The organism is Tatumella citrea (assembly GCF_002163585.1).
GTDB lineage: Bacteria > Pseudomonadota > Gammaproteobacteria > Enterobacterales > Enterobacteriaceae > Tatumella > Tatumella citrea.
In genome coordinates, this window is the sequence record NZ_CP015579.1 from 4,100,701 (window position 1) to 4,114,507 (window position 13,807).

The 13,807-nt window shown below is 52.2% G+C and carries 10 protein-coding genes; 8 read left to right on the forward strand and 2 right to left on the reverse strand.

All coding sequences use genetic code 11. The features are described 5' to 3' along the window. The first annotated feature begins 25 nt into the window (after positions 1–25). From A7K98_RS19450 to A7K98_RS19470, 5 genes are all read left to right on the forward strand, one after another. The gene (locus tag A7K98_RS19450) at positions 26–1,162 is read left to right on the forward strand and encodes a histidine decarboxylase (protein WP_087490023.1); all 1,137 of its coding nucleotides are present in this window, start codon (positions 26–28) and stop codon (positions 1,160–1,162) included. A 168-nt stretch (positions 1,163–1,330) separates the two neighbouring features. Then, on the forward strand, positions 1,331–2,701 hold the full coding sequence (locus A7K98_RS19455; RefSeq protein ID WP_232461567.1) for an amino acid permease: 1,371 nt from the start codon (positions 1,331–1,333) through the stop codon (positions 2,699–2,701). Between the two features lie 2 nt (positions 2,702–2,703). Continuing rightward, positions 2,704–3,999, forward strand: a complete 1,296-nt coding sequence (gene hisS, locus A7K98_RS19460; protein ID WP_087490024.1) for a histidine--tRNA ligase — start codon at positions 2,704–2,706, stop codon at positions 3,997–3,999. An 82-nt stretch (positions 4,000–4,081) separates the two neighbouring features. Further along, positions 4,082–5,932 (forward strand): ATP phosphoribosyltransferase regulatory subunit, encoded by a 1,851-nt coding sequence (locus A7K98_RS19465; RefSeq protein ID WP_087490025.1) that lies wholly within the window; start codon positions 4,082–4,084, stop codon positions 5,930–5,932. Between the two features lie 196 nt (positions 5,933–6,128). Continuing rightward, positions 6,129–6,908 (forward strand): N-formylglutamate amidohydrolase, encoded by a 780-nt coding sequence (locus A7K98_RS19470; RefSeq protein WP_232461568.1) that lies wholly within the window; start codon positions 6,129–6,131, stop codon positions 6,906–6,908. A 60-nt stretch (positions 6,909–6,968) separates the two neighbouring features. Here A7K98_RS19470 and A7K98_RS19475 read toward each other — a convergent pair whose 3' ends face one another. After that, positions 6,969–8,345, reverse strand: a complete 1,377-nt coding sequence (locus A7K98_RS19475; RefSeq protein ID WP_232461569.1) for an MFS transporter — start codon at positions 8,343–8,345, stop codon at positions 6,969–6,971. Positions 8,346–8,467: 122 nt separating this feature from the next. Between A7K98_RS19475 and A7K98_RS19480 the strand changes: the two genes are divergently transcribed. Further along, positions 8,468–9,379 carry a LysR substrate-binding domain-containing protein gene (locus A7K98_RS19480; protein ID WP_087490605.1) on the forward strand — a complete coding sequence of 304 codons (912 nt, stop codon included), beginning with the start codon at positions 8,468–8,470 and terminating at the stop codon, positions 9,377–9,379. Between the two features lie 372 nt (positions 9,380–9,751). Beyond that, positions 9,752–11,230: a glycine betaine/L-proline transporter ProP gene (gene proP, locus A7K98_RS19485; protein WP_087490028.1), complete on the forward strand. Its 1,479-nt coding sequence runs from the start codon at positions 9,752–9,754 to the stop codon at positions 11,228–11,230. A 322-nt stretch (positions 11,231–11,552) separates the two neighbouring features. Here the strand turns inward: proP and yczR are convergent, their stop codons facing one another. Continuing rightward, on the reverse strand, positions 11,553–12,980 hold the full coding sequence (yczR, locus tag A7K98_RS19490) for a MocR-like transcription factor YczR (RefSeq protein ID WP_087490029.1): 1,428 nt from the start codon (positions 12,978–12,980) through the stop codon (positions 11,553–11,555). Positions 12,981–13,073: 93 nt separating this feature from the next. Between yczR and yczE the strand changes: the two genes are divergently transcribed. Then, positions 13,074–13,676, forward strand: a complete 603-nt coding sequence (yczE, locus tag A7K98_RS19495) for a membrane protein YczE (protein ID WP_087490606.1) — start codon at positions 13,074–13,076, stop codon at positions 13,674–13,676. The last annotated feature ends 131 nt before the right edge of the window (positions 13,677–13,807 follow it).

Consider the following 13,807-nt stretch of genomic DNA (forward strand, 5'->3'; position numbering starts at 1 on the left):
GTCACTAAATAAAAGGAGTTCTCTGATGACACTGTCAATTGCAGATCAAAATAAACTGGATGAATTCTGGTCCTGGTGTGTTAAAAACCAGTATTTCAATATTGGTTACCCGGAGTCCGCTGATTTTGATTACACCATTCTTGAACGTTTCATGCGCTTCTCTATCAATAACTGTGGTGACTGGGCTGAATACTGCAACTATCTGCTAAATTCATTTTCTTTCGAAAAAGAGGTTATGGAATATTTTTCCGACCTGTTCAAAATTCCTTTTTCCGAAAGCTGGGGATATGTCACCAATGGTGGTACTGAAGGTAATATGTTTGGTTGCTATCTGGGACGGGAATTATTTCCTGATGGTACGCTCTATTATTCTAAAGATACTCACTATTCAGTAGCAAAAATTGTCAAACTGCTGAGGATTAAGTCCAGCGTTGTCGAATCGCAGCCTAACGGTGAAATTGATTATGATGACTTAATGCAGAAAATCACCCGTGATAATGAACGCCATCCGATCATTTTTGCCAATATCGGGACTACCGTTCGCGGAGCGATTGATGATATTGCGCTTATACAACAACGCCTGAAAGAGAGTGGCATCCGCCGTGAGGACTACTATCTGCATGCTGACGCTGCACTCAGCGGGATGATCCTGCCTTTTGTAAAAGATGCCCAGCCATTTACTTTTGCAGACGGTATCGACTCGATTGGCGTTTCCGGCCATAAGATGATTGGTTCCCCGATCCCGTGTGGCATTGTGGTCGCAAAGAAAAAGAATGTAGACCGTATCTCTGTCGAGATTGACTATATTTCTGCCCACGATAAAACCATCACCGGTTCCCGTAACGGCCACACTCCACTAATGATGTGGGAAGCTATCCGAAGCCATTCACACACTGACTGGCAACGGAGGATTGAACGTAGCCTGACTCTGGCACAATACGCGGTCGATCGCTTCCGGGAAGCAGGTATTCCGGCCTGGCGTAACCGCAATTCGATTACAGTCGTGTTCCCTTGTCCTTCGGAATCGGTATGGCAAAAACATTGCCTGGCCACTTCCGGTGATGTGGCACATCTGATCACCACCGCCCACCATCTGGACAGCACTAAAATTGATGCCCTGATCGACGACGTTATCGCTGATTTAGCCCACAAAGCGGCATAAAAAAGGACAGTGGTGAACCACCACTGTCCTGTCGGGTACGCAGCCGGCACTGACGCCAATCATCACCGGCTGCGTATCACATCTGCGCCAGAGTATCACACGACCTGATCACCGGAACGTGGGTCAGATCAACTCTCTGCCATGCCAGTTTATTTACAGGGCTACGTGATGACGAACGACAAAAATATCTCCCCGCATAAAATGGGCCTGCCGACACTGACCATAATGACAGCATCCAATATGATGGGCAGTGGCGTATTTATGCTGCCCGCCACCCTGGCAGGTATTGGTTCTGTCTCTGTATGGGGCTGGATGCTGACATTTCCCGGGGTGATTGTTCTGGCCCTGATCTTCAATAAAATTAACGCTATCCATCCGCAAAATGGCGGAATAATTGCCAATATAGGTCACTGCTTTGGCCCGTTTGTTGGCCTGCAAATGACGCTTTTTTACTGGTTATCCACGTGGATTGGCAACTGCGCTCTGTTGTTAGCCAGTATCAGCTATCTGTCCGGATTAGTCCCGGGACTGTCTACCCCCACAGGGGCGTTCTGTGGTTGTATGATTCTGCTCTGGTTGTCGGTGGTTTTCGGACTATTTGGAGTTCGCCTGGTCGGCGGGGCTCAGATTATCACCGGCAGCTGCATGATGCTGGTTATCCTGTCGGTTGCCGTCTGCGGCTGGTTTCATTTTAGCCCGCATAATTATTTGTCTGCATATAACGTGAGTGGCCAGAGTCAGACGCAGGCAATATTTCACGCCGCGACTCTCTCGATGTGGGGCTTCCTGGGTATGGAATCTGCTTCGGTTTCTTCAGGCCAGGTTAGGAACCCACGTCGTACCATTCCACTGGCAACACTGGCCGGACTGGGTATCGCCCTGCTCTGCTATCTGATTTCCAGTAATGCCATTATGGGCCTGCTGCCGCACAGCAGCCTGGTCGTATCAGCTTCACCCTTTGCCGACAGTGCCAGACTGCTGTGGGGACCCCGGGCCGCGCAGATTGTCTCTCTGCTGGTCGTCATTGCCTGCATCGGCGCAATTCCTGGCTGGCAGATATTGCAGACTGAGGTCCCCAGAGCGGCCGCCGGTGCCGGGTTATTCCCGGCCGTGTTTGGCAAAACCAATCGCTTTGGGGTGTCCTGGGTTGCGCTGATTTTTACTTCAGTGCTGATGTCAGGCGTACTGCTGATGACACTATCTGCTGACCTGCAGTCACAATTTCGTACCGTCATTGGCCTGGCAGTCTCCGCTTCGCTGTTCCCTTATGCCTTCGCCGCGCTATCACTGCCAGTCATGCTGATTCGGTTATCAGCCAGTCGCCGGAAAACCTCTGGTTGGGTGTTGATGGCTTTAGTGGCGCTAACATTTGTCAGTCTGGCCATTATTTCCGGTCAGTCTGACACACTGGTGTGCGGAATATTGATACAGATGGCTACTCTGCCACTTTACCTGCTTTACACTTCCCGTCGGAAAAAACCGGCCCTGCAGGACGAATCCGGTCAGCCGGCCGCTCTGTTGGCCGAATACAAGGAATGATCATGAACGAAATCAAATCTATCCGTGGCATGCATGATGTTCTGCCGGACGAAACTCCCCACTGGCAATGGCTGGAAAATAAATTCCGCCAGATGGTTCACCGCTATGGTTATCAGGAAATGCGGCTACCGTTACTGGAGCCTGTGTCTCTGTTTGAGCGGGCGGTTGGCGCATCCACCGATATTGTGTCAAAGGAGATGTACAACTTTCAGGATAAGAGCGGGGAGAATATCACCCTGCGCCCGGAAGGCACCAGTGGCTGCCTGCGGGCAGTGCTGGAAAATAATATGTGCTACAACAAAACCCAACGCCTGTGGTATCAGGGCCCGATGTTCCGTTATGAGCGTCCACAAAAAGGCCGTCTGCGCCAGTTCACCCAGTTTGGGGTGGAAGCCTACGGGATGTCTGGTGCCGATATCGATGCCGAGCTGATTTTTATGGTCAGAGATCTGTTTGCCGGATTAGGTCTGGAAAAACATGTACGCCTGGAAATTAATTCTCTGGGGGACAGCAGTGAAAGGCAACAACATCGCGAGGCACTGGTCGGGTGGTTTAGTCGTCATGAGGATTTGCTGGATGAAGAAAGCAAAATTCGCCTGAAAGTAAGTCCACTGCGCATTCTCGACAGTAAAAACCCGCAGCTACAACCGATCATCGAACAGGCCCCGCAACTTCTGGATTTCCTGCAACAGGAGTCACGCCAGCATTTTACTACCCTGTGCGAGCTACTGGATAAAGCCGATATCGCTTACCGGATCAACCCACGGCTGGTCAGGGGGCTGGATTATTATTCCAGGACAGTATTTGAATGGATAACCGACGATCTCGGTGCCCAGGGCACCGTGTGTGGTGGAGGCCGTTATGATGGTCTGGCCGAACTGTTTAGTCACAAAACACTGCCATGCTGTGGGTTTGCGATTGGTATTGAACGGCTGTTGCTGCTACTGGAAGCCACGAACTGTAAGTCCGGCGATACCAGCCATATTCCGGATGTTGTGGTGACCTCAGAGCTGACCGATGGAGGAGTGCAGGCTCTGCTGCTAGCTGAGCAATTGCGCCGCCGGTTTACCAGTTTGCGGGTACTGACCGATTGCAGTAGTGCCAGGCTGAAACGGCAGCATCAGCATGCCCTGAACCGCCAATGCCGGATGATTATTACCCTGAACCAGGACGGGCAGATCAGATTGTGGGATCTACAGAATAATCATCAGCTGGACGTGGATGAGGCGCGACTGCATGCCACTATTGCCGGGCGGATGCAAAGCTGGCGGATGTCTGCACCAGCCACCCCGGCTTAACAGGCCGAAACGACCTGTCAGTTAATCACCTGCCGCTGTCATCCCGTACCGCGGCAGTCTTTATCTCCGGGAAAGTTATCAAATGCCCAGAAAAAACCGTCTGTTTATTGAGGGGTTGCCCCACCTGGTACAGCTGCGAGGCCATAATTCTCAGCCATTATTCCAGGACAGTACCGATTATCAGCACTGCCTTGGCTGCCTTGATAAAGCGCTACAGGAATATGATATACGGCTGCACGCCTATTCACTGACACCCGCCCGTGCACTGTTGCTGCTAAGTGCAGCCGACAAGCAACAACTTGGCCGTTTTATGCAGCATCTGGGGCGCAGCTATGTGCCGTTTTATAACCAGAAATATCACCGCCGCGGGGCATTGTGGGAAAGTCGCTATGACAGTTGCCCACTCGAAGCCAGCAGCTATTTTCTGTTAGTAAAAAAATATGTAGAACAGCCGGCACAGGAGCTACCCTGGCACAGCTTTGACGATCAACCTGCCACAAGAATCACCCCCCACAACGAATACCTGAACCTTGGCAGTGATGATCAGCAGCGCCGTCGCAACTATCAGGCGTTTTGCCGCACCCCGGACAGCCCTGCCATTACCCTGAATATCGGTTATGCACTGGAGCAAAATTGCCTGCTGGCTACCGCTGGCTACAGCCGTCCACTGGAGCAAACCCTGCAGCGTCGCCTCAGACCACGCCAGTCCGGTCGCCCAAGAAAACATTTTAATAATCCGGTGGTGATGTGGAGTCAGCTGGAAAATCAGGCGAAAGCGCTGTTAGATCGCTACTGCTATCAGGAGGTCCGGTTGAGTTTGCTGGAACAGGATGCCGTGCTGCCAGCGGTACGCTTCTCTCTGCAGGATAATGATTGTCCGGTCAGCCACCATAGCCGGTTGTGCAATGACGGTACCGAAAGTTGCCTGCAACTGGTGTCCCGTCATCGTCAGCTACAGGATGCCAGCCGGCTCTGGTATCTCGGCGAGACATTTCGTCATGGCGATGATCAGCCCCGGACTCTGCGTCAGTACCACCAGCTGGGGGTAGAGGCATTTGGCTATCAGGGAACAGCTATTGTGCTGGAGCAGCTTCAGCTTCAGCAGACCCTGTTTCGCCAGTTGGGCATCGATAAGCACACTGAGTTACGTATCAATACCCCGGGTACCGGGCAGGAATTCAGTGATTACTGTCACCGTTTACGCCAGTGGTATCAGCCATTACATTACCTGCTGACGCCACAGCAGCAGCAATGGTCAGTCGAGAATCCGGTCCGTCTGTTGCAAAACATCGGGAATGATCCTCTGCTTAGTCGTCTCAACCAACAGGCCCCCTGCGCTACCGGGTTTCTTTCAGAGCACTCTCGCCAGCAATTTACCCTGCTATGCCAGGCGCTGAACCAACTGCATATCCCCTACATCCATGACCACGGACTATTTTCTGCTAACCATTACAATACCTTAGTCTTCGAATGGCATAACGATATGCTGGAAGAACACTCATTACTCAGCCGTGGCGGATGTTATGATGAAAATGCCAGCCGTATCGCTGGTACACCTTTATCGGCCTGTGGTTTCACAATGATGTTCGACAATCTGATGCAGTTACTGGTTAGATTACAGGGTACCGGAGTACTCAGCCCGCCCACGGATGTTGTGATCATTGCCGATCAGGAAAAAAATCGCTCCGCCGCCCTGATCCTTGGCAGAAAACTCCGTCAGCATTTCCCGCAACTCAGTATCATCAATGACTGCTCGTCACTGCGCCTGCCCACCCGAATCAGAAATGCTCTGCACCAGGGGGCCAGGGTTATTTTGCAGGTAAATGAAGACGACAGCGCACTGACTCTGATGACCCGCGAGCCGGCGAGCGAACAGCAACTTCCGGTCAGCGAGGTCATCGCACAGCTCAGCCGGTTAATGTTAGTGCCTTAGCAGAGAAACTCCGTGGTTCTGCTGGATTAAATTACTGCCTGGCGGCACACTGAGGTAGTCAGACGCACAGTACCGGCCCACAATCCTCCGGTGCATCTTGCGGCCTTTGTTCCAAAGCATCGCAACGGCTGACTGAATGAATCCGGCCGACAGCTGGCAATGCCAGCGATTTTTTAACATTACGGAGTTTTACACTGTGTCTGAACCGCTTTTATATCCGGATGAACCTACCGCCTTTACTGTAACGAACCCGGAAGGCACCTCACCCTTTCTTATCCTGTGTGACCATGCAGGTAAGCAAATCCCCCGCCGGCTTGGAAGCCTTGGCCTGAATGAGTCTGATATTAACCGGCACATTGGCTGGGATATTGGTGCACTTGCGGTTTCAAAACTGCTCAGTGAGTCTCTGGATGCGACATTAGTTTCCCAGACCTACTCACGGCTGGTTATCGACTGCAACCGGACTCCTGGTGTGAAAAGCTCCATTCCGCTGCTGTCTGAAGATACGGTGATCCCGGGCAATGAAGGGATCTCTGCGGAGCAAAAAGAAGCCCGCCGTCAGGAGATCTTCACTCCGTATCACGATCAGATCCGGCAGATCCTGGAACAACGGCGTCAGCGCGGTCAGACAACATGCATTCTGGCTATGCACAGTTTTACTCCGGTCTACCTGGGTGTCGCCCGCCCGTGGCATATCGGTGTATTGTATAACCGTCTGAAAGCGTATCCGCATGCTTTACTGGATAGCCTGCACCAGCGTAATCAGTGGGTGATTGGCGATAACGAGCCCTATTCGGTTTCAGATGCCACCGACTATGCGTTGCCACAACATGCTGAAAAGAATGGTATTCCTGCTGTGGAAATTGAACTACGCCAGGATTTAATTGCCGATAGCGAAGGGCAACAACGCTGGGCAGCGGATCTTGATCTTCTGTTCCGCGAAGCCTGGAACAACTATCCGGGCGAGGCAAACTAACCGGGTAATGCAGGAACCCTGTACTGAGTGGCCTGTATTTTCGCCCCCGGCTGCCGGGGGCTAACTGTCCGCAGAGTGTTCCCCGGCCTTAACCATTTTCCCCGCGTTGATCGCCACCACCATGCCAGCGACAGCGGCCCATGTGAGCCATTGAAAAGCCTGCTCCCATTCGCTGGCGCTATGTCCTTTGCCAAGTAAGAGACCGAGAACCGCCAGAGTGATTGCCCCGCTCAGATACTGGCTGGTGACAATTACCGCGCTGGCACGGCCCTGTAAATCCGTAGCAACACCACTTAGCCCCAGACTGAATATCGCCGGGTAGACTATTCCATGTCCGATACCACTCAGAATCACCCCGCTCACAAACCATAGCGATTGCTGAGTCAATGCCTGGCTGCCCTGCAGGTAAAATCCTGCAGCACATAATAAAAATCCCAGGCACAACAACTGCTGCATGCTGTACCGGCCCGCTAGCCCACGATAAACACGGTTACCCGCCATGATTAACACCGCCAGTGGAACAAACAACAGTCCGGTCTGTAGCGCACTGAAATCGTAATATTGCTGCCACAACAGAGTCAGCAGGTAAAACTGGCTGCCGGCACTGGCCATATAACAGGCACTGGCCAGCCAGCTGGCCTGAAACGAAACCCGCTGCCTTAACTCCGGGCCAATCAGCGGCCGTGAAGACCATTTTTCATTCAGTAAAAACAGCCCTGCCAACACTACCGCTAGCCGGTTCAGCAGATAATCCGGCGCACCCTCGCTACTTAGCCGCAGTAACGCCAGAACAGTAAAGCCTGCAGCGGCACTACCCACTAATGCACCTGGCGTAAACAGCCCACGGGTTTCAGAGCGCGGCTGCGCAGGAAAATGTCGCCACACCAGCCACAGGATCAGCATCCCGGCCGGGATATTCAGCAAAAATATCAGTGGCCAGTACAATTGAGCCAGAATCCCACCCAGTATCACGCCCGCCACTAACCCTGCTGCTCCGGTGGCACTCCAGATAGTCAGCGCCTGTCGGTACGCTATGCCCTGAAAACGGCCTGCCATCAGTGCCAGAATTGACGGCTGCATAAAGGCAGCAGCAACTCCCTGTAATGCCCGGGCAGCCAGCAACCACTCAGGCTGATGAGCCAGCGCCCCGGGAACTGAGGCCAGCATAAACAGTCCCATTGCCATGCTGAACGTCAACCTTGCACCCATCCGATCGCATATTGCGCCACCCGCCAGCAAAAAAGCCGCAAAACAGAGCCCGTATACCGCCATTATCCCCCCGGCTTCCGCGGTGCTGAGATGCAGTTGTGCGGTAATCACCGGCAAAGCCACGAACATCACTGCATAATCCAGTGCAATAATCGCCTGTGCCATACCGGGGACCACGCTGGCAAAAGCCGATGATCTTCCGGACTGCGGGGTTATGGCAGGTTGCATCACTCTCTCCGTCATAAAAATGAATTTAGTTCATGATTAAATATTCCGGAACACAGATTAATGCCTTGTTATACTGGATTACAAAATCATATATTTCATTCAAAGATGAGTTTAATTCAGCTATGAAACCGACCAGGCTTCCCCCGTTGCTCTCACTACGTGCTTTCGATGCGGTAGCCAGGCTCGCAAGTTTCAAGCTGGCTGGTCAGGATATTGGTGTGACACCCACAGCGATCAGCCACCAGATCCGCATTCTGGAAGAAGCTCTGCAATGCCGGTTGTTTGAGCGCTCTGCAAAAGGTGTTTCCCTGACTCATAACGGAGCCATACTGTTCCGTGCGACCTCTGCCGCCTTTTCGACGCTTCGGTTGGCGGTCGAAGAGATTACCTCGCCAGGCCCCCGGGGAGCGGTCACACTAAGTACGACTTCAAATTTCATGACTCACTGGCTGATCCCCCGGTTACCCTCTTTACAACACTCCTGTCCTGATCTCGAACTGCATCTGCACACCAGTACTACCCTGGCGGATGTCAGTGGTTCGCTGGCCGACTGCGCTATACGCTACAGCCAACATGTGAACCCGACCCTGGCTAATATGCTGCTGTACAGGGACCGTTTTGTGCTGATAGCCAGCCCCGCGCTGGCAATAACCTGCAATGACGACCTGCAGCACCAGACACTGTTTCATATAGATAACCGGCAAATACCTCAGCCTTCACCAGACTGGAAACACTGGCAACAGGCATTTGGCCCGGCAGAACTCGATATTGATTCAGGAATACACTTCAATGATGAAACTCACGCCTTGCAGGCAGCGGTTGCCGGTCAGGGAGTGTTAATTGCCAGCGAATTACTGGCCAGAGATGCGCTGAATAAGAAGATATTGCAGGCGCCTCTGGCGCAGAGTTTGCCGGGAGGGGAATATTATTTTGTGACCAGCCCGGAGAAACAGCAATGGCCGGAAATACAGCAGCTATCCGGCTGGTTGGCAAAGGAATTTTCGGCAGCGTCATCTGCGAATAATATTAAATAATCATGGCATCAGACCTGTGCCATTATCCGTGAGATCAGGCTTGTCAACATGAAAATATTTGTGATAATTTTATTTATGCAGAGCAAAATATATTTCCGACAAACCATCTCAATTATCGTAGGCAATTAACCTGCATAACCCAAAAATACCAAAATATAGTTCTGTTTCTGGCAATATATTCAGCTATTTTTGCCCTAAACTTGAAACCCGTCACAGTTTTATACTAAGGTAAATATATATCGATTTATGTCGATATCTTTTAGCCTTATTCTTTTGGCTTCTTATAGCTTTCTTTCCCTTCTGTTTTTCCGGTTATTTCCATGGCAACGAAAGCTATAAGGCGCCCTCATTGACCGCGTTATTGAGGACTGTATGACGAGCACCAGCACCAGCAACAGCACCGAAAAACAGAAAAAACATTTCTGGAATAAAAAACAAAAAGAACTGACCGTCGATGATATTACTATCGTCGATAACGATATGCTGAAACGCGCCGTAGGTGCAGCAGCACTGGGCAACGCCATGGAATGGTTCGATTTTGGCGTATTCAGCTACCTGGCAGTGACTATCGGTAAAGTATTTTTTGCTGATGCCAGCGCCACCGCTCAGCTGATTGCTACCTTCGGTACTTTCGCGGCTGCTTTCCTGGTCCGCCCGTTGGGTGGGCTGGTATTTGGTCCGTTAGGTGACCGTTACGGACGCCAACGAATTCTGGCCATCACCATGATTATGATGGCTATCGGTACCTTCTGTATCGGGCTAATTCCCTCTTATAACAGCATCGGTATTATGGCACCGCTGTTACTGCTGGCTGCCCGTCTGTTACAGGGCTTCTCGACCGGTGGTGAATACGGTGGCGCGGCAACCTTTATTGCCGAATATTCTACCGATAACCGTCGCGGGTTTATGGGTAGTTTCCTGGAGTTTGGTACCCTGGGCGGATACCTGCTGGGGGCCGGTCTGGTCACGCTGCTGACTTCAGTGATGCCGGCACAAACGATGCTGGACTGGGGCTGGAGAATTCCTTTCTTTATTGCAGCACCACTGGGTCTGTTTGGGTTATATGTTCGTCTGAAACTGGAAGAAACTCCGGCTTTCCAGCAGCATATGGAAAAGCAGGAAGCTCTGGAACACAGCAAACCACGTCTGAATTTATGGCAGATGCTGAATAAATACCGCGCACAGATGCTGAAATGTATCGGGCTGGTATTACTGTTCAATGTTTCCAATTATATGCTGACTTCTTACATGCCAAGCTACCTGACCGGAATCCTTGGTCTGAGCGAATTAAGCAGCCTGTTGCTGGTGATGGTGGTGATGTTTGTGATGATGCCACTGACACTGTTCTGGGGACACTGGACTGACCGTGTTGGTCGCCGTCCTGTCATTGCCGGTGGAGCAATTGGTCTGCTGGTACTGTCAATTCCATGTCTGATGCTGATTGGTTCCGGAAGTATGTGGGGCGTGTTTGCCGGACTGATTATTCTTGGTGTGGTACATACCTGTTTCAGTGGAACTATGCCTGCTACTCTGCCGGCGCTGTTCACCACAGATATCCGTTACAGCGCACTGGCAATTGGCTTTAATGTTTCAGTATCACTGTTTGGTGGTACGACCCCGTTACTGACAGCATGGCTGGTAGATAAGACTCACAATGTGATGATTCCGGCTTATTATCTGATGGCTGCGGGTGTGGTGGGACTGATCACTGTATTCACCTTGCGTGAAACTGCACGTAAACCATTACGTGGTTCTACCCCTGCGGTAGCAACCAAAGCGGAAGCCCTGGTACTTATCAAAAAGCTACAACGCCGTAAGAAAAATGCGGAAGCTCAGACTCCTGCACAATAATCTGTCGATATACTTCACGCCGGCCAGCCCGGCGTGAACTCTTTTCAGTTTAAGCCCGCCGACACCAGTATTATCCCCGATAGTTTCCACAAAAAACCGGCATGCCCGGTAATGCTCACTCCCCACCGGATTAAAGTTAAATCAACTACTCTCTGTGCCGCATTTTCCCCGCGACTCATACCGTGAAAATCGCACATTTGCAGGTCGCGGTAAGTGCAGACGCAGGCCACCAGTCATTATCTGTTATGACCCGCGTTTTATCGCCCAAAAGCAGCCCGGAGCAGAAGACTGCAAGGGAAAATTGCCCTTTCCGGGAGCGTATTCAGAATACCTGACGGCTGTAGGCTGTCGCACTGTTCTCCGGCAGAGTGGCCCAGAGTGGCTGTAGTCGCTGAAAGGCCTGGCGTAATGTTTGCTCATCTGCGCTGAAAGGCATACGCAGATAACGGTCAAAAGCCCCTGACAGGCCAAATCTTGTACCGGTTCCCAGTAATATTCCGACATCACTGGCCCGCGACGCAAATCCTGTGGACTGCATACCCGGCAGTTCAACCCAGAAAGAGAGCCCGCCTGGCGGAGTGAGAGTCTTCCACTCAGGGAAATATTCCTGCATCAGACGCTGGCAGGTATCACGGTGCTGTTTCAGCATGGCACGGCGCTGTGGCAAAAACTGATCACTGTTATCCAGTAACCATCCGGTTGCCAGCTGGCTCAGTAGTGGTGAGCCTAAATCCAGCGAATCCCGAATTTGTATCAGAGAAGTGATCAGTGAAGATGAAGCCCGAATCCAGCCGATCCGTAACCCACCCCAGAAACTTTTAGCGGCAGAGCCCAGACTGATAACCATCTCACTGTCGGGAAACGCTGCAACCGGCCGGGGAGGTGGCTGGTGATACCAAAGTTCAGCCAGGGTTTCATCAATCACCAGTGGTGTGCGTGTCCGGGCTGCAATTGCAGTGATCTCAGCCCTGCTGGCCTCATCCATGCAATATCCCGTCGGGTTATGATAATCCGCAATCAGATAAGCCAGACGGGGTGAGGTCTGGGCAATGGTCGCTTTCAGCCCGGCAATATCCCAGCGCCCGGATAATAAAGGCACTCCCACCGCCTGACAGGATGCTCCGCGAATGGCCCCCAGCGCTGAAGGATAGGTCGGGTGGTCCACCAAAACCCGATCCCCCGGCCCTGCCAGCAAGCGTAAAATCAGGGCCAGCCCGCTGACGGCTCCGTTAACCACCATAACCTGATCCGGCGTAGTTGGCAGACCTCGCTGACAATAACGCCGGGCAATAGATTCTCTCAGGGACAGCGTCCCTTTCTGGTTATAACCTGAGGTCTGCAAATGGCCCGGCAACAACTCCATCGCATGGCTGTAAGCCTGATGAATTTCCGGCCCAGCCACCGGCGATGCGGTTGACAGATCCAGTTGAGCACCAGACGACATTGTGCCGGGAACAGCCACACTGCTGGCGGGGATCACCACCTGACTGCCACTTCCCTGACGGCTTTGCAAAAAGCCCTGGTCACGCAGTTGAGTCAGCGCACTGCTGACCGTGGTACGGCTAATATTCAGGCCAGAGGCCATTTCCCGCTCACCGGGTAGCCGGGTTCCCTGCACCAGCCGGCCATCAAGAATCAGCAAACGCAATGCCGCAGCCAGCTGCTGCCACAAAGGAATCCGGGAAGGCGTCTGCTGCCAGTGCCCAAGCATCTGAATCAGTGACTGATGGCCAAACCGTCTTGATGACATATGCGATCCACTTTTTCGAAACTGGCTATTAATTAGTAATCCATTTCAGATGACAATCAGTCCACTGTCAACCGGAAAATAATGAGAAATAAGATGCTGAAGAGATTGCTGCAACTCTATGTTGGCTTAACGCTGTACGGAATTTCCTGTGGTATGTATATGCACACCGGGCTGGGTGCCGATCCGTGGGATGTCTTTCATCTGGGTGTTGCACAAACCCTCTCCGTTAATGTCGGTACCGTGATGATCGTGACCGGAGCACTGGTACTGCTGCTGTGGATTCCGCTGCGCCAAAGACCGGGGTTGGGAACGCTGAGTAATGTGGTCGTCCTGGGACTGGCCGCTGCCGCTGCGCTGGCCATTATGCCACCACTGACCTCACTGACAGCCCGCTGGCTGATGCTGGCCGCCGCCATTGTACTGAATGCTATTGCCACGGTGATGTACATCTGTGCCGGATTTGGTCCCGGACCACGTGACGGGCTGATGACTGGTTTGCACCGTCGTACCGGCTGGTCACTGCGGCTGATCCGTACCTCGATTGAAGTCACTGTATTACTGATTGGCTGGGCTCTCGGTGGCAATTTCGGACCAGGTACCATTATTTATGCACTGGCTATCGGCCCGATGATTCAGTTCTTCCTGCCCTGGTTCAGACAAGGTAGCCATCTGATATCACCTCAGAAAACCGGATAGACCCCGCTGGTCGTACAGGATGCAGAAAAGACGCCTTAACCTGGGAGGCTGGTCAGCAAATCCGGCGAATAACCAGAAGCATCGCAAATACTGTGAACTGCTTTGTTAATTCAGCGGATGATAGTCGTCCA